This is a genomic window from Stenotrophomonas sp. (genome assembly GCF_032099025.1).
Taxonomy (GTDB): domain Bacteria; phylum Pseudomonadota; class Gammaproteobacteria; order Xanthomonadales; family Xanthomonadaceae; genus Stenotrophomonas.
Genome location: NZ_DAMCID010000015.1, coordinates 16,257 through 32,443 on the forward strand (window position 1 = coordinate 16,257; position 16,187 = coordinate 32,443).

Below are 16,187 nucleotides of genomic sequence, written 5' to 3' on the forward strand. Positions count from 1 at the left end.
GTGCTGGTGAGCCCCTCCCTGCCGACGCTGCCCGCCGATGCCGACGCCGACACCGTGCTGCCGGTCTCGCTCGACGTGTTCCTGGCCGGGATCGGCCCGCGCGCGTTCCGCTTCGCCGAAGCAGGCCTGCGCCAGCGCGACGATGCGCTGGATGCGGTGCAGGACGCGATGCTGCGCATGCTGGCCTACCGCGACAAGCCCGCCGGCGAGTGGTCGCCCCTGTTCTGGAGCATCCTGCGCCGCCGGGTGGTGGACCTGCAGCGCCGTCGCGGGTTCCGCCTGCGGTTCTGGCGCAGCAACGACGATGTGGCCGGCGACCACGACATCGACTGGGCCGATCCCGCGCCGGGGCCCGCCCAGGCGCATGAGCAGCGCGACCAGTACGCCCAGCTGGTGAAGGCGCTGCGCGAACTGCCGGCACGCCAGCGCGAGGCCTTCACCTTGCGCGTCCTGCAACAGCTCGATGGCGCCACCACCGCCGCCGCCATGGGCTGCAGCGAAGGCGCCGTCAAAACCCACCTTTCGCGCGCCCGGCAGGCGCTGCAGCAGCACCTGGAGATCGAACTGTGAGCCGCCCGCTTTCCCCCACCCACGACGACGCCTCCCTGCAGCAGCTGCACGCGCAGGCGGTGGCCCAGCTTTCCCCGGCCACGCTGGCGCGGCTGCGCAGCGCGCGCCACGCCGCCCCCCGGCGCACGCGCGCACACGGCTGGTGGCTGGCCACCGCCTGTTCGGCGGTGGTCGCACTGGGCCTGGGCTACAGTTTCACCCTCCATCCGCCGGTGACGCCGCCGGTGCAGGTCGCCGCCACCGCGACCGATGACAATGGCGACGTGCTCGACGAAAATCCCGACCTGTACGTGTGGCTGGGCACGACCGACCTGGCAATGGAGTGATCATGAAACTGCAACTGACCCTGGCGTTGCTGCTGGTGTCGCTGAGCGCGACGAGCGGGGCGCAGAACCCGGCACTGCCCGACTGGGACCGGCTGACCCCGCAGCAGCGCGAGGCGTTGATCGCGCCCGTGCGCGACCGCTGGAATGATGCCCCCCCGCCGCAGCGCGAGCGCATGCTGCAGCACGGCCAACGCTGGCAGAGCATGACGCCCGAGCAGCGCGAGCTGGCCCGGCGCGGCCGCCACCGGTTCGAGAACATGAGCCCGGAGCAGCGCGAACAGGCCCGCGCATTGTTCGCGCAGATGCGCGGAATGACCCCGGCCCAGCGCGATGCCCTGCGCGAACGCTGGGCGAGCATGAGCCCGGAGCAGCGCCAGGACTGGTTGAAGGCCAATCCGGTGAAGGATCTGCCGCCGAAACGGTGATCCGTCTCCGCGCAGCCACGCAGGGCGTGGCTCTACCGCCGCCCATCTGTAGAGCGGCGCAGCCACGCAGGGCGTGGCTCTACCGCCGGCCATCCGTAGAGCGGCGCAGCCACGCAGGGCGTGGATCTACCGCCGCCCGTCCGTAAGGCCACGCCCTGCGTGGCTGCGCGGTATCAATTGGCAATCCACCGCGTCTTCGCCAGCAGCTCATCGTCCCAGTCGAACGCCAGCGCACCGTCCTTCACGAACAGCGCCACGAAGTTGTACAGGTTGCGCGCATACATCTCGCTCGCGTGCACCGCGCCCATGCTGGCCAGGTCCAGTGGACCGTCCACGGTCACCCCACCCACCTCCACCGTTTCACCCGGACGGGTGGCCTCGCAGTTGCCGCCGGTCTCCGCGGCCAGGTCGACGATCACGCTGCCCGGGCGCATGCCTGCCACCATCGCGCTGCTGATGATCTTCGGCGCCGGACGTCCGGGAACGGCCGCCGTGCAGATCACCACATCGACCAGCCGCAGATGCTCGCCCAGCCGACGCTGCTGCTCCGCCCGCTCCTCCTCGGTCAATGGCCGCGCATACCCGCCCTCGCCCACCGCGCTCACACCGAGATCCAGGAACTTGCCGCCCAGCGATTCGATCTGCTCGCGCGTTTCCGGGCGCACATCAAACCCTTCCACCTGCGCCCCCAACCGGCGCGCGGTGGCGATCGCCTGCAACCCGGCCACGCCCGCGCCCACGACCAGCACCCGCGACGGCCGGATCGTGCCGGCGGCGGTGGTCAACATCGGAAAGAAGCGCGGCGCCAACTGCGCGGCGATCAGCGTGGCCTTGTAACCGGCCATGCCGGCCTGCGAACTGAGTACGTCCATCGACTGCGCCCGCGTCGTGCGCGGCAACCGCTCCAGCGGGAAGGCCTGCAGCCCGCGCGACTGGATCATCCCGGCGCGCCCGGCATCGGCCTGCGGATGCAGCATGCCCACCAGGCTGGCACCGGATTTGAGCTGGCCCAGCCGCGCCGTTGCCGGCGGCTGCACGCACAGCACGATATCGGCCTGGCCAAGCCGGGCGTCGTCCGCCAGCTGGACGCCGACGTCCAGATACGCCTGGTCGGTGAAGCCGGCGCGCGTACCGGCACTGGGTTCGACCCACACCGAGGCACCCAGCGCGATGAATTTGCGCGCCGTTTCCGGCGTCAGCGCGACGCGCCGTTCGCCCGGCGCATGTTCCTTGACCCCCAACACCTCGACAGCCATGCATGTCCCCGAGCAGCGGTAAGTGAGGGGATCGTAACCCGATTGATCGGCTACGGAGCCCTTCCGCGAGACGCACCGCGTGAAATCCGGCGTCGCGAGCGTGCCGGCCGTTGGCCGACAGCATCATGCATTTGGGCGGACAGCCTGTAGCCAGCGGTTCACTGGAGTTGGCGGGACGGTGTGGGTTTGCGGGGGACGCTGCAAGTACGTCCATGTAAGCTCAGTCGCCGCATCCATGCGGCTCATGCCCCCGCAAACCCACCCCGACCCGCCTTTGACAGTGGGTCGGTGGCCATGGTCGAGAGCGATTTCGATCAATTCAATGCGTTATCGGGCGGGGAATGTGCAATGGCAGTCGTTCCGGAACCGACCCTACATCGCCCTCGCAACCACGCGATGACGGGACCGCGTAGGGACACGCCGCGCCCTATGACCGGCGTGCGCCATCGCGATGAACGCGTCGCCACGCGCCCAGGGGTATCCGCATCAACGGGGCATGATTCTGTTGCGTGTCTGCTCTTCCTTACCGCATGCGGCCATCCATCGGGGGCGGCCGTCGGGTAGCCCCCGGAGGGACGCTAGAAAACATGGATGTTTTCTAGCAGCCCCCATGGGTGAAGGCGCACTGCTTGCGAGGCATACCTCGCGTGCGACTGAACGCACAACCGCTTGCGGTTGGGCCGGGGCCCGGAGGGCGGTTCACGGCGTGTCCCGGAGCGGGGCTACCCGACGGCCGCCCCAGCACGCAGCACCTGAAACGCTGCCTTCGGACGTTGACGTTGAACGCAACCTCAGTGAACCGTAGCGCCCTTGGTGTCCAGGCGATCGATCACACCCTGCATGGCGCTGTCGAACGCGCCGTCGTCGATGTGCGCGCGCAGGCGGCCCAGGCGCACCATGACGGCCAGCTCTTCCGGCGAGGCCACGCAGAAGCGCACCCCACGGCGGTTGACGAACAGGAGGCGCTGGGAGATCGGGCTCACCCAGGACAGCTTGCCGGCCTGGACCTTGCCGTCCTTGTCGACGAAGTCGAGCCAGCTGCCGATCTCCAGCCCGCGGAAGCGGTCGGCGTCGGCATTATCGAAATCGCTGACATCCACTTTGCTGCCCAGTTCCACCCCACCGCTCTCCGGTGCCGGCGGCGCGGGCAGCACCACCTGCGGCAGCTCGGGCAGCGCGCGCTCCAGTTCCGGGCGCGATTCCGCAATGGACTGCAACGTGTCGTGCAGCGTATCGATCGCAGCCGTGGCCGCATCCGCATGCACGCCGACACTGGCGAACACCTTGCGCAGCGCCGGCTGCCAGGCCTGCAGCCATGGCTTGCCGACGATCTGCCGGCGCGCCTCGGACACTTCTTCCAGCACCCCATCGGCCAGCGCGAGCGCCTCACTTACCGACGGACCGTCGTCGCCTTCGCGCAGAACGGTCAGGGTCACATGGTGCTGCCACGGCTGGCGCAGGAACTCGCCAATGGCCTGCGGCAGCGCCGTATCGTCGATGCGCCAGTCCAGCTCCATGGCCGCGCGGGTGCGCGCCATCTCCAGCTTTTCCTGGCCGCGCTGGGTCTCCGCCGCACGGCGCTCGGCAATCTCGATGCGGCGGCGGTGCTGGGTCAGGAAATCGCGGAATTCTTCTTCCAGCGTCAGGAAGATCGCCAGGTTCTCGTTGAACTCGGCCACCAGGCGCTCGATGATCTCTTCGACCTTGCCCATCAACACGCGCTCGGCCTGGCTTTCGCCCGTATTGCCTTCGCAGGCCTCGGCCAGCGAGTTGAGCAGCTTGCGTGCCGGGTGGGTCTTCTGCACGAACATGCGGCGGTCGAGCATGGCGACCTTGACGAACGGCACTACCAGCCGGCCGATCAGCTCACGCGAGCGGCCCTCCAGGTCGCGTTCGTCCAGCATCACATCGAACAGCATGCCCACCAGGTCGATCGCGTCCTCGTCCTGCGGGTCCAGGCGTGCCTGCGCCGGATCCACGCCGAGCCGGGTCGCTCCGGACAGCACTTCGCTCTTCAGCCGCTGGGCCAGCGATTCACCATCTTCGCCAATGGCCGCGCGCAGCGTCGCGCTCGGCGTGGCCTGCAGCAGCGACAGCACCGACATCATCTCGCGCTGGCTGAGCGGGCGTTGCTGCCCCACCGCCACGCTGGCGGCGGAGGTGGCGTCCTCGCGCACGTGCCGGGTCTGCTGCAGCAGCTCGTGCAGCGCCTCCAGCAGCATGCCCTGGTTGCCGCTGAGGTTGTCGCCGCCGTCGGCGTGTTCATGCGCGGCCTGCGCGGACTGCATGCGGCCACGACTGGCCGCCCACCGGTCCGCGAAGCGCCGTGCCCACGCGGGCGCTGCGGCATCGTCGGCGTTCTGCGCGTCCGGATCGAGCGCATCGACCAGCTCGTCCAGCTCCTGGCGTGCCGTCGGCGGCCGCGGGGCAGGACGGCGCGGCGCGGACATCTGCGGCATCACCCCGGCGGCGGCCAACTGCTCGTCGAGCTTCTCGTAGCGCTTGCCGATCGGCGCGTGCAGGTCGCGCTCGCACAGCTTGATCAGGACCAGACGCACTTCCGGCGCCAGTTCACAGTCTGCGAAGGCCTCGTGGATCGCCACGCCGATATGCTCGGGGCTGATCGGGTTGAGGTCTGCCGTGAGTTCCAGGCCGCCGGCGATCCAGCCCAGGCGACGGTCCAGCCGTCCCAGCACCGGCTTCCAGTCGCGCAGCAGCACGGTGGCGAAGTTGCGGACCGCCAGGCGGGATTCCAGCACGTGTTCGGGCACCAGGCTCAGGCCGTCCTCGACCTGGCCGGCCAGGGTGGCTTCCGCCGACAGCGGCTCGCCGCGCTCCAGCGCCTCCCAGGCCCGCCCCAGATGACCGCGGAACCCGCCCACGATGTCGTCCCGGCGGCGGCGCAGCTCGCGCATGCCATCCAGGAACAGCAGCTGCGACGCGCCAGCGGTACCGGCACGGTCGAACAGCACATCGTCAAAGCGTGCCAGCACGGTCGCAAACGACTCGACCAGTCCGGGAAGGGCGGCCTCGCGCGCAAGCTTCAACAGCGCCGGGTCACGACCCGGCTGCCCTGGTACGTTGGGCGTGGCGTTCATGCGAGAAGGCTCCCCACCTTCGCAGGTACAGAATGCAACATGGATACAACGGGTACGGGCGTCCCCAAGACACCGGCACACGGATGGTAGGACGGCCCACCGGTCAGGGACAGTGAAACAGTCCGCACTTTGAACCTCATGACCCGGGCGCCGGCAGGCCTTGTATCGTAAGGCCAGCGCCCTTGGGAAGCGAGTACAGCGACGTGAAGGATTGCCATTAATTAAGTGCGGTTCATCACGCTTTGTCGCAAATGGACCAGAGATTGCCCAAGTCCGTGTCACAAACTGCCCCGACTATAATCAACGGCACTGCGACGCCTATTGAGATCCCATGCTCGACTCCCCTGCCCTGCACGCCCTGGACGCCCGCCGCTCGGTCCCCGCCCTTCAACTGGGCGCGCCCGGACCGGACCCGGAAACGCTGCTGCGCATGCTGGCCTCGGCGGTGCGCGTGCCCGACCACGGCAAGAAGGTGCCGTTCCGTTTCCTGCGCATCGCCGGGGATGCCCGAGCGCAGCTGGGCGAGTTCCTGGCCCGGCGCAGCCGCGAGCGCGATCCCATCGCCTCCGACGCACAGGTGGAGAAGGACCGGCAGCGCTTCTCGCACGCCCCACTGATCATCACGGTCATCGCCCGCCCCACGCCAAGCCCCAAAGTGCCCGAGCTGGAGCAGCTGATGACCGCCGGCTGCGTCTGCTTCGCCCTGCTGCAGGCCGCACAGGCGCTGGGCTTCGGCGCGCAGTGGCTGACCGCCTGGATGGCGTTCGACCCGGCCGTGCATGCCCACCTCGGCCTGGCCGCCGATGAGCGCATCGCCGGCTTCATCCACATCGGCACGCCCAAGACCGCCGTACCCGAACGCGAGCGTCCCGACCCGGCAGCGCTGCTGCAGGACTGGGTGGGCTGAGATGTCGGTCGTTGCCGTTCCGCCGCCACGCCAGCCGCTGTACCTGGTCGACGCCAGCCTGTATGTGTTCCGCGCCTGGCATTCGATGCCGGATGAGTTCCAGGACCAACAGGGCTGGCCCACCAATGCGGTGCACGGCTTCGCCCGTTTCCTGCTCGACCTGCTGGAACGCGAGCGCCCGCGGCACATCGCCATTGCCTTCGACGAGGCACTGGACAGCTGCTTCCGGCATGGGCTCTACGCCGCCTACAAGGCCAACCGCGACCCGGCCCCCGATGCGCTGCGCCGCCAGTTCGCGCATTGCAAGGCGCTGTGCGTGGCGCTGGGCCTCACCGTACTGGCCCACCACGAATACGAGGCCGACGATCTGATCGGCAGCGCGCTGCACGCGCGCCGCGACGCCGGCATGCGCGGGGTGATCATCTCCGCCGACAAGGATCTGTCCCAGCTGCTGTACGAGCACGACGAGCAGTGGGACTACGCGCGCAACCAGCGCTGGGGCATGGCCGGGGTCAAGGCGCGCCACGGCGTGCACGCGCACCAGATCGCCGACTACCTGGCGCTGTGTGGCGACGCGGTCGACAACATCCCGGGCGTGACCGGGGTGGGCGCCAAGACCGCTGCAGTACTGCTGGCCCACTTCGGCAGCCTGGACACCCTGTATGAACGCCTGGACGAAGTGCCGTTCCTGCGCCTGCGGGGTGCCGCCCAGATGGCCGTGCGCCTGCGCGAGCAGCGCGAACATGCGCTGCTGTGGCGGCAGCTGACCACCATCGCGCTGGATGCGCCGCTCGACGCGGCCCAGGCCGACTTCAGCCGCTCCACTGCCGACGCACAGATGCTGCAGGGCCTGTGCGACGCGCTGCGCTTCGGTCCGTTGACCCGTCGCCGGCTGTTCACGGCCGCCGGCCTGTCCGACGCCTCTTCCCCTTCCAGCGAGTTCGCATGAGCCCCACTACGCAAGCCCCCAAGATCGTCTATGAAGGCAAGTACCAGCGCATGGTCGTGCGCGGCACCTGGGAATACAGCGAGCGCACCCACGCCGGTGGCCTGGCCGCGATCATCATCGCCGTGACCCCCGAAGACAACGTGCTGTTTGTCGAGCAGTTCCGCGTGCCGCTGCAGGCCAGCACCATCGAGATGCCGGCCGGGCTGGTGGGCGACGTCGATGCGGGCGAGTCGATCGAAGACTCGGCGGTGCGCGAGCTTGAGGAAGAAACCGGCTGGACCGCCGCGCACGCCGAGGTGCTGATGATCGGCCCGACCTCGTCAGGCGCCAGCAGCGAGAAGATCGCCTTCGTGCGCGCCACCGGCCTGCGCAAGGTTGGCGAGGGCGGTGGCGATGCCAGCGAGGACATCATCGTGCATGAGGTGCCACGCGCCCGCGCCGCCGCGTGGCTGGTGGAAAAGATGGGCCAGGGCTACGAGCTCGATGCCAAGTTGTGGGCGGGGCTGTGGATGATCGAGCACCACCTGGACGGCACCCCGCGTGGCTGATGCGCTGGCCCACCCGCTGCATGCCACACCGCTGCTGGGGACCGCGGACCCCGCACCGTTCACAGTGCACCAGGCACACGGGCGCTCGCCGTTCGTACTGATCGCCGACCACGCCGGACAGCAGGTCCCGGCGGCACTGGCGGAGCTGGGCCTGGCGCAGGCCGAACGCGATCGCCACATCGGCTGGGACATCGGCATCGCCGGCGTGACCACCGCGCTGTCGGGCCTGCTCGATGCGTGGGCGATCACCCAGACCTATTCGCGCCTGGTGATTGACTGCAACCGCCCGCTGGCGTCGCCAACGCTGATCCCCGAGATCAGCGACCACACCGTGGTTCCCGGCAACGCGGGGCTGTCGGATGCACAGCGACAGCAGCGCATCGCCGCGATCCACGCGCCGTACCACGCGCGCATCGCGGCGGAACTGGACGCGCGCGCCAACGACAACCGGCCAACGCTGCTGGTGATGATGCACAGCTTCACCCCGCGCATGAACGACGTGCGGCGACCGTGGCATGCCGGCGTGCTGTACCACCAGGACACGCGGCTGGCGCATGCCCTGCTGCAGGCGCTGCACGATGAAGGCGACCTGGTGGTGGGCGACAACGAACCGTATTCGGTCAGCAGCACCAGCGATTACGCGGTGCCTGTGCACGGCGAAGGCCGTGGCCTGCTGCATGTGGAGCTGGAGATCCGCCAGGACCTGATTGCGGACGCGAAAGGGCAGCAGGCGTGGGCGGAACGGTTGGCGCGCGTGTTTGCGCGGTTGGAGACCGTGCGCGGATAAAACCGACGGGGTGCGCGCCAACGGGGGGCCCACACGGGGTACCGATGGGCTAACGACGGGGTAGAGCCGACTGTTAGTCGGCTGATCTCCGCGCAATGACCCAACACCCCGCCGACGGCAGCCGACTAACAGTCGGCTCTACCCAGTCGGCTCCAGGACATCCTGCGGGTGCGCAGCGTTTTTTTCCGGCCGCAACCACACTGCCACGCCCACCCCCAGCAGCGCGAACAGCGCCGCGCCGTATTGCGCGTTCACTAGGCCCTGCAATGCCTCTGGGCCGGTGCCGGCGGAACCTGCGGCGCGTCCCGCGTTGGCCAGCATCACCAGCAGCGCCAACCCCAGCGCACCGCCAATCTGCTGCGCCGTGGCCGCCATGCCCGAAGCCACGCCCTGCTGCGCGGCGGGCACGCCCTGCCCGGCCACGATCCACATCGCCGTCCAGGTCATGCCCTGGCCGATGCTCAGCACCACGATCCCCGGCAAAAGCGCCCAGTAGGTGGCACCAAACGGCAACGCCACGGCTACCGCGCCGATGCCGAGCGCGCCTGCGCCCATGCCCAGCGCCAGCACCTGGCGCGGCGAACGGCGGCGCAGCATGTGTTCGCTGATCCGTATGCCGAACGTGCACACCAGCGTCGGCGGCAGGAACGCCAGCCCGGCCTGCAGCGCGGTCCAGCCGTACCCGTCCTGGAAGTACAGCGCCAGGAAGTAGTACTGCACGCCGAAGCTGCTCATGAACACCATGGTCAGCAGCATCGCCGCACGCAGGCTGCGCAGGCGCAGCAGCGAGAACTGCATCAACGGGTCGCGGCTGCGCTGTTCGATCACCACGAACGCGGCCAGCAGCACCAGCGAAGCCAGCAGGCAGGCCAGCGTGCGTGGTGCCAACCATCCCCATTCCGGCGCCTGCACCAGCGTGGTCACCAGCAGGCTGCCACCCACGGTCACTGTGATGCAGCCGGCCAGGTCGAACGAACGTCCGCGCGTTACCGCCGCGTCGCGCGGCAGCCACCAGCCGCCCAGCACCGCGCAGGCGCTGGCGAAGGGCACGATCACCAGCAGCACCGACGACCAGCCGAAGCTCTGGGTCAGCACGCCGCCCAGCAGCGTGCCCAGCGCCAGGCCACCGGCACTGGCCATCGACCAGATCGCCAGTGCGCGGTTGCGCGGCGCGCCTTCGGCGTAGATCGTGTTGATCAGCGAGAGCGTGGCGGGAAACAACAGCGCCGCGCCAATGCCCTGCACCGCGCGCGCCGCGATCAGCAGCAAAGCGCTGTCGCTGAAGCCGCCGACCAGCGAGGCCAGCGCGAACACGGCCATACCGGTGCGATACACCCGGCGCCGGCCCAGCAGGTCCGCCGCGCGACCGCCCAGCAGCAGGCAGCCGCCGAAGGCCACCGTGTAGGCACTGACGATCCACTGCAGCTGCTGCGCGTTGATCTGCAGCTGCACCCCCATCTCGTGCAGCGCGACGAAGATGATGGTGGCGTCCAGCGCAATGATCAGCTGCGCCATCGCCAGCAGGGTCAGCGCCAGGCGCGGCGGGAAGGAAGACGGAGAGTGGGTCATGCCGGTCGGTGCGAGGGGGAGGCGGGCAGTCTCATTGATGACGCTCAACAAATAAACCCGGATACTTCGATTTCTGTCATGCATTTTCGCATCAATCGGAGACCGCCATGGATCTCAACGCCGTGCGCATGCTGGTGCAGGTGGCCGAAGCGCGCAGCTTCACGGCGGCCGCGGGGCAGCTGGGCATCAGCCAGTCGGGGCTGTCGCGCGCGATCGGTCGCCTCGAAACCGAGCTGGGCGTGCGCCTGCTCCACCGCACCACGCGCGCAGTGAGCCTCACCCCGGACGGGCGCCAGTTCGTGGAGCACTGCACGCCGTTGCTGTGCGGACTGGAAGATGCCGAGCGCCGGCTGGGCGATCGGCCGTGCACGCCGTCGGGCGTGTTGAAGGTCACCGCACCGTCGATGTTCGGGCGCAAGGTGCTGGTGCCCCTGGCCGGAACGCTGATGGCGGCTTACCCGCACCTGCAGTTCGAGCTGGTGCTCAACGACCGGCTGGTGGACCTTGCCGAAGAAGGCTTCGACGCCGCGCTGCGCACCGGTCCGATCAGCGACGTGCGCCTGGTGGCGCGGCCGCTGCGGCCGCTGCGCTGGGTGACGGTGGCATCACCCGCTTACATCGCCCGGCACGGCGCGCCGGCTACGGTCGATGCCCTGCACGATCACGCCTGCCTGGCGGTGCGCAACCTGCGCAGCGGCCGGCTGGTGGATTGGCAGTTCCGCGAAGGCGGCGAACTGCGCGAGTTCACCGCGCCGGCGCGGATGGTGTTCGACAGCGGCGATCCGCTGGTGGAAGGTGCACTGGCCGGCATCGGCATCGTGCAGGTCATGGACTTCGCGGTGGCCGACGCACTGGCGGACGGACGCCTGAAGCGCGTGCTGGAACCGTTCGAGGGCCGCACCCGCGCGCTGTCGCTGGTGTATCCACCGTCGCGGCAGGCGTCTCCGAAACTGACGGTGCTGGCGGAGGCATTGTCCGCCGGCACCTGGTGACGCCAGCCACGACCAACGGTATGCACGGCGTTGCCGTGCACCCCTTGGGGGCCGTCGCGATGCGACGTTACTCGCGGCTGCGCCGCTCCTTTCGTGGCCTACCGGCTGGTGGCGCCACGACACGCCGGCAGGTGCCGACCGTTGGTCGGCACGCCGGATCAACCGGCGAAACGATCCGTCGCGCGCACCAGCGCGTCGATGTTCTCCGCTTCGAACGCCGAGTGGCCCGAGGCCGGGCTGATCTCCAGCGTGGACGTCGGCCACGCCTTGTGCAGTTCCCATGCATTCTGCAGCGGGCACACCACGTCGTAGCGGCCGTGCACGATCACACCGGGAATGTCGGCGATGCGGTGCGCGTCGCGCAGCAGCTGTTCTTCCACCTCGAAGAAGCCGCCATTGACGAAGTAATGGTTCTCGATCCGGGCGAACGCCAACGCGAACTGCGGGTCCTGGTGGCTGTTGACGAAGTCGTCGTCGACATGCAGGAAGCTGGTGGCACCTTCCCACACGCTCCACGCCTTGGCCGCTGCCAGCCGGGTGGCTTCGTCGTCGCTGGTCAGGCGGCGATGGAAGGCGGAGATCAGGTCATGCCGCTCCACCACCGGGATCGGTGCGAGGTAGTGCTCCCACGCGTCGGGGAACAGGCGATTGGCGCCTTCCTGGTAGAACCATTCCAGCTCCCAGCGGCGCAGCATGAAGATGCCGCGCAGCACCAGTTCGGTCACGCGCGCCGGGTGGGTCTGTGCGTAGGCCAGTGCCAACGTCGAGCCCCAGCTGCCGCCGAACACCTGCCAGCGCTCCACCTTGAGGTGTTCGCGCAGCGTCTCGATGTCGGCCACCAGGTCCCAGGTGGTGTTGTCCACCAGGTCGGCGTGCGGGGTGGAGCGCCCGGCACCGCGCTGGTCGAACAGGATGATCCGGTACTTGGCCGGGTCGTGGAACTGGCGCATCTTGTCGCTGCAGCCGCCACCCGGGCCACCGTGCAGCATCACCACCGGCTTGCCGTCCGGGTTGCCACACTGTTCGAAGTACAGCGTGTGGCGGTCGTCGACCTTCAGGCTGCCGACGTCGTAAGGGGTGATGGCGGGATACAGCGTGCGCATGTGGGTGACTCCATGTGGAATGAACGGCCGCAGCGGCGATCAGGCCATGCCCCGCTGCGGGCCTTCATTCTAACGTTGCGCGCGGCGGCTGCCGGCGCCGGGCGTGCCCGGCAGCCGGCCCAGGCTGACCCGGTCGCGCTGCTCCAGATCCACCTCGGTGGCGACATCGACGAAGCCGTGAGCGTCCAGCAGCGCGCGGATCGCCCCGCCCTGGTCCCAGCCATGCTCGAGCAGCAGCCAGCCGCCCGGGCGCAGATGGTCGGGGGCGCCGTCGATGATCTGTCGGATGTCATCCAGCCCGTCGGGACCCGAGGCAAGCGCGGTGGCCGGCTCGAAGCGCAGGTCGCCACGCGCCAGGTGCGGATCGTCGCTGGCGATGTACGGCGGATTGCTGGCGATCAGATCGAAGCGCTCGCCCGCCAGCGGCGCATACCAGCCACCCTGCCGGAAGCCGACGTTGCCCAGCGCGTGCTGGCGGGCGTTGGCACCGGCCACGGCCAGCGCCTCCGCGCTCAGGTCGGTGGCCAGCACCTGGGCCAGCGGCCGCTCGCTGGCCAGCGCCAGCGCGATGGCACCGCTGCCGGTGCCCAAGTCGGCGATCCGCAGCGGCTGGTCGCCGGGCAGGCGGTCCAGCGCCAGTTCCACCAGCCGCTCGGTCTCGGGCCGGGGAATCAGGGTGGCAGGGCTGACGGCGAGGTCCAGCGTCCAGAAGCCACGCCGGCCGAGCAGGTACGCCACCGGTTCGCCGGCCGTTCGGCGCTGGAGCAGCACATGGAAGGCGGTCGCGATGTCGGCGTCGACCGGGTCGGTGGCATGCGCGAACAGCCAGCTGCGGTCGCGGCCCAGCACGTGCAGCAGCAGCAGTTCGGCCTCATGCCGCGCCTCCACCCCGGGCAGGTCGCGGGCGGCATCGGCAAGCAGCTGGCGGATCTCCTGCGGGGCGGCGGTCATCGGCGGGTCCGGGCAATAGTGGGGCGGCAGTGTAGGGCAACGCCCGGTCTGCGACCGAAGGTCGCGACGGCCACGGCCCGCGCGCGGCTGTTCAGCCTGTTCAACGCCCGGATAAGCAAAAACTATCGGCTGCTGTCAGCGGTCATTTTGCCAAAACCCTTGCGGCATAAAGGATCTGGTTGAAATAGCCATTGATGTTCATCTACCGATCAGGCCTTTTCAATAGACTGTATCTATTGCATAGATGGAATCAATGGATTGTCCTTATGGGAATGGAGCCGCTAACCTGTGTTGGTCGCTCCACCCATGCCCTTCACCAAGAGGAATATCGATGTCGCTCATCAACACCCAGATCAAGCCGTTTGAAGCCAATGCCTACCAGAATGGCGAGTTCATCAAGGTCTCCGACAGCACCCTGAAGGGCCAGTGGTCCGTGCTGATCTTCATGCCGGCCGCCTTCACCTTCAACTGCCCGACCGAGATCGAAGACGCGGCTGACCATTACGCCGAGTTCCAGAAGGCCGGTGCCGAGGTGTACATCGTCACCACCGACACCCACTTCTCGCACAAGGTGTGGCACGAAACCTCGCCGGCCGTCGGCAAGGCCCAGTTCCCGCTGGTCGGCGACCCGACCCACCAGCTGACAAATGCCTTCGGCGTGCACATTGCCGAAGAAGGCCTGGCCCTGCGCGGCACCTTCATCATCAACCCGGAAGGCGTGATCAAGACCCTGGAGATCCACTCCAACGAGATCGCCCGTGACGTCTCCGAGACCCTGCGCAAGCTGAAGGCTGCCCAGTTCACCGCCGCCAACCCGAACCAGGTGTGCCCGGCCAAGTGGAAGGAAGGCGAGAAGACCCTGACCCCGTCGCTGGACCTGGTCGGCAAGATCTAATCCCGCAACGCCTCATCCCCATTCCCGTCCCGACGGGGGTGGGGGTGAACCGAAGCCGGTGCGCGCCGCGCCCGCTTCGGTTCACCCCTACGCCGCCCAGATGTACCGTAGCGGTACGTCGACGCCGTTCCTTTGCCTGAATCAAGGAGTTTTTCGATGTTGGATGCCACCCTCCAGTCCCAGCTGAAGACCTACCTGGAACGCGTCACCCGTCCGATCCAGATCACCGCCCATGCGGACGACGGCGCGAAGTCGCAGGAAATGCTGGAGCTGCTCGAGACCCTGGTGAGCCTGTCGAACCAGATCACGCTGGACGTGCGCCGCGATGGCGCCGAGCGCACCCCCTCCTTCGCATTGACCACGCCCGGCCAGGACATCCACCTGGCGTTCGCCGGCCTGCCGATGGGCCACGAGTTCACCTCGCTGGTGCTGGCCCTGCTGCAGGTGGGCGGCCACCCGTCCAAGGCGACGGCCGAGGTGATCGAGCAGGTGCAGGGGCTGGAAGGCGACTTCAAGTTCGAGACCTATTTCTCGCTGTCGTGCCAGAACTGCCCGGACGTGGTCCAGGCACTGAACCTGGCCGCCGTGCTGAATCCGCGCATCCAGCACGTGGCGATCGACGGCGGGCTGTTCCCGGCCGAGGTCGAGGCCCGCCAGATCATGTCGGTGCCCACCGTGTACCTCAACGGCGAGATCTTCGACCAGGGCCGCATGAGCCTGGAGCAGATCGTGGCCAAGCTGGATACCGGTTCGGCCAAGCGCGACGCCGCGAAGATCGCCGCCAAGGCTCCGTACGACGTGCTGGTCATCGGCGGCGGTCCGGCCGGTGCGGCGGCGGCGATCTACGCCGCGCGCAAGGGCATCCGCACCGGTGTGGCCGCCGAGCGCTTCGGTGGGCAGGTGCTGGACACCATGGCGATCGAGAACTTCATTTCGGTCAAGGAAACCGAAGGCCCCAAGCTGGCCACGGCGCTGGAACAGCATGTGCGCGAATACGACGTGGACATCATGAACCTGCAGCGCGCGAGCGCGCTGGTGCCCGCCAGCGACGACGGCCTGGTGGAGATCAAGCTGGAGAACGGCGCGTCGCTGAAGTCGCGCTCGGTGATCCTGTCCACCGGTGCGCGCTGGCGCCAGATGAACGTGCCCGGCGAAGACCAGTACCGCAACAAGGGCGTGGCCTACTGCCCGCACTGCGACGGCCCGCTGTTCAAGGGCAAGCGCGTGGCGGTGATCGGCGGCGGCAACTCCGGCGTCGAGGCGGCGATCGATCTGGCCGGCCTGGTGACGCATGTGACCCTTCTGGAGTTTGATGAGACACTGCGCGCCGATGAAGTGCTGCAGAAGAAGCTGCGCAGCCTCGGCAACGTCACCATCATCACCAGCGCCCTGACCCAGGAAGTGCTGGGCGATGGCCAGAAGGTGAACGGGCTGGTCTACAAAGACCGCGTCGGTGGCGATGCGCACCGGGTCGAGCTCGAAGGCATCTTCGTGCAGATCGGGCTGCTACCGAACACCGAATGGCTGAAAGACTCGGTGGCGCTGTCGCCGCGCGGCGAAGTGGTCATTGACGACCGCGGCCAGACCAGTATTCCCGGCGTGTTTGCAGCAGGTGATTGCACTACCGTGCCGTACAAGCAGATCATCATCGCGATGGGCGCCGGTTCGACGGCCGCGTTGAGCGCCTTTGATCACCTGATCCGTACATCCGTTCCCAAGAGCAGCGGCGCTGTCGCCGAAGCTGCCTGAAACGTCGGGTTCCCGGTTCGCCGGGAACCTTTTTTACCTGCTGGGTAAACCACGCCATCACC

General features: G+C 68.4%; 15 protein-coding genes. 10 read left to right on the plus strand and 5 right to left on the minus strand.

The annotated features are described in order from the left end of the window. The 3 genes from RT456_RS12005 to RT456_RS12015 are packed head-to-tail and all read left to right on the plus strand — an operon-like array spanning position 1 to position 1,321. Positions 1–570 (plus strand): RNA polymerase sigma factor, encoded by a 570-nt coding sequence (locus RT456_RS12005; RefSeq protein WP_313347065.1) that lies wholly within the window; start codon positions 1–3, stop codon positions 568–570. Next, complete coding sequence (locus RT456_RS12010; RefSeq protein WP_313346861.1) at positions 567–896, plus strand: hypothetical protein; 330 nt, start codon at positions 567–569, stop codon at positions 894–896. The genes RT456_RS12005 and RT456_RS12010 overlap by 4 nt, the downstream gene beginning before the upstream one ends. Before the next feature lie 2 nt (positions 897–898). Continuing rightward, positions 899–1,321: a DUF3106 domain-containing protein gene (locus tag RT456_RS12015; protein WP_313346864.1), complete on the plus strand. Its 423-nt coding sequence runs from the start codon at positions 899–901 to the stop codon at positions 1,319–1,321. A gap of 173 nt (positions 1,322–1,494) precedes the next feature. On the opposite strand, the gene RT456_RS12020 is transcribed toward RT456_RS12015, so the two are convergent. Both RT456_RS12020 and RT456_RS12025 read right to left on the minus strand, forming a co-directional pair. Further along, positions 1,495–2,577, minus strand: coding sequence for an NAD(P) transhydrogenase subunit alpha (locus tag RT456_RS12020; protein ID WP_313346867.1), 1,083 nt, complete (start codon positions 2,575–2,577; stop codon positions 1,495–1,497). 791 nt (positions 2,578–3,368) lie between these two features. Continuing rightward, positions 3,369–5,675 (minus strand): DUF1631 domain-containing protein, encoded by a 2,307-nt coding sequence (locus RT456_RS12025; protein ID WP_313346869.1) that lies wholly within the window; start codon positions 5,673–5,675, stop codon positions 3,369–3,371. Between the two features lie 331 nt (positions 5,676–6,006). Between RT456_RS12025 and RT456_RS12030 the strand changes: the two genes are divergently transcribed. From RT456_RS12030 to RT456_RS12045, 4 genes are read left to right on the plus strand one after another with little or no spacing between them, the layout of a single operon-like run. Further along, positions 6,007–6,582: a nitroreductase gene (locus RT456_RS12030; RefSeq protein WP_313346871.1), complete on the plus strand. Its 576-nt coding sequence runs from the start codon at positions 6,007–6,009 to the stop codon at positions 6,580–6,582. Between the two features lies 1 nt (position 6,583). Continuing rightward, complete coding sequence (locus RT456_RS12035; protein ID WP_313346873.1) at positions 6,584–7,531, plus strand: 5'-3' exonuclease H3TH domain-containing protein; 948 nt, start codon at positions 6,584–6,586, stop codon at positions 7,529–7,531. Further along, positions 7,528–8,079 (plus strand): NUDIX hydrolase, encoded by a 552-nt coding sequence (locus RT456_RS12040; RefSeq protein WP_313346876.1) that lies wholly within the window; start codon positions 7,528–7,530, stop codon positions 8,077–8,079. Before RT456_RS12035 ends, RT456_RS12040 begins: the two co-directional genes overlap by 4 nt. Next, complete coding sequence (locus tag RT456_RS12045) at positions 8,072–8,866, plus strand: N-formylglutamate amidohydrolase (protein WP_313346879.1); 795 nt, start codon at positions 8,072–8,074, stop codon at positions 8,864–8,866. Before RT456_RS12040 ends, RT456_RS12045 begins: the two co-directional genes overlap by 8 nt. 138 nt (positions 8,867–9,004) lie before the next feature. On the opposite strand, the gene RT456_RS12050 is transcribed toward RT456_RS12045, so the two are convergent. Continuing rightward, on the minus strand, positions 9,005–10,435 hold the full coding sequence (locus RT456_RS12050; protein WP_313346882.1) for an MFS transporter: 1,431 nt from the start codon (positions 10,433–10,435) through the stop codon (positions 9,005–9,007). Positions 10,436–10,542: 107 nt separating this feature from the next. Between RT456_RS12050 and RT456_RS12055 the strand changes: the two genes are divergently transcribed. Then, entirely contained in the window at positions 10,543–11,427 is an 885-nt protein-coding gene (locus RT456_RS12055; RefSeq protein ID WP_313346885.1) for a LysR family transcriptional regulator, read from the plus strand. Between the two features lie 158 nt (positions 11,428–11,585). Here the strand turns inward: RT456_RS12055 and pip are convergent, their stop codons facing one another. Together pip and prmC are read right to left on the minus strand one after the other, a co-directional pair. Next, positions 11,586–12,530 carry a prolyl aminopeptidase gene (gene pip, locus RT456_RS12060; protein WP_313346888.1) on the minus strand — a complete coding sequence of 315 codons (945 nt, stop codon included), beginning with the start codon at positions 12,528–12,530 and terminating at the stop codon, positions 11,586–11,588. Between the two features lie 69 nt (positions 12,531–12,599). Further along, entirely contained in the window at positions 12,600–13,481 is an 882-nt protein-coding gene (gene prmC / locus RT456_RS12065; RefSeq protein ID WP_313346890.1) for a peptide chain release factor N(5)-glutamine methyltransferase, read from the minus strand. Positions 13,482–13,812: 331 nt separating this feature from the next. Between prmC and ahpC the strand changes: the two genes are divergently transcribed. Together ahpC and ahpF are read left to right on the plus strand one after the other, a co-directional pair. Beyond that, entirely contained in the window at positions 13,813–14,376 is a 564-nt protein-coding gene (gene ahpC, locus RT456_RS12070) for an alkyl hydroperoxide reductase subunit C (RefSeq protein WP_068849365.1), read from the plus strand. 156 nt (positions 14,377–14,532) lie between these two features. Beyond that, positions 14,533–16,125, plus strand: a complete 1,593-nt coding sequence (gene ahpF, locus RT456_RS12075) for an alkyl hydroperoxide reductase subunit F (protein WP_313346894.1) — start codon at positions 14,533–14,535, stop codon at positions 16,123–16,125. Positions 16,126–16,187: the final 62 nt, after the last annotated feature.

Excerpts from the sequence above, each read along its gene's own strand:
- RT456_RS12015 (WP_313346864.1), top strand. The coding sequence starts at position 899 with ATGAAACTGCAACTGACCCTGGCGTTGCTGCTGGTGTCGCTGAGCGCG.
- RT456_RS12020 (WP_313346867.1), bottom strand. The coding sequence starts at position 2,577 with ATGGCTGTCGAGGTGTTGGGGGTCAAGGAACATGCGCCGGGCGAACGG.
- RT456_RS12025 (WP_313346869.1), bottom strand. The coding sequence starts at position 5,675 with ATGAACGCCACGCCCAACGTACCAGGGCAGCCGGGTCGTGACCCGGCG.
- RT456_RS12030 (WP_313346871.1), top strand. The coding sequence starts at position 6,007 with ATGCTCGACTCCCCTGCCCTGCACGCCCTGGACGCCCGCCGCTCGGTC.
- RT456_RS12035 (WP_313346873.1), top strand. The coding sequence starts at position 6,584 with ATGTCGGTCGTTGCCGTTCCGCCGCCACGCCAGCCGCTGTACCTGGTC.
- RT456_RS12040 (WP_313346876.1), top strand. The coding sequence starts at position 7,528 with ATGAGCCCCACTACGCAAGCCCCCAAGATCGTCTATGAAGGCAAGTAC.
- RT456_RS12050 (WP_313346882.1), bottom strand. The coding sequence starts at position 10,435 with ATGACCCACTCTCCGTCTTCCTTCCCGCCGCGCCTGGCGCTGACCCTG.
- RT456_RS12055 (WP_313346885.1), top strand. The coding sequence starts at position 10,543 with ATGGATCTCAACGCCGTGCGCATGCTGGTGCAGGTGGCCGAAGCGCGC.
- pip (WP_313346888.1), bottom strand. The coding sequence starts at position 12,530 with ATGCGCACGCTGTATCCCGCCATCACCCCTTACGACGTCGGCAGCCTG.
- prmC (WP_313346890.1), bottom strand. The coding sequence starts at position 13,481 with ATGACCGCCGCCCCGCAGGAGATCCGCCAGCTGCTTGCCGATGCCGCC.
- ahpC (WP_068849365.1), top strand. The coding sequence starts at position 13,813 with ATGTCGCTCATCAACACCCAGATCAAGCCGTTTGAAGCCAATGCCTAC.
- ahpF (WP_313346894.1), top strand. The coding sequence starts at position 14,533 with ATGTTGGATGCCACCCTCCAGTCCCAGCTGAAGACCTACCTGGAACGC.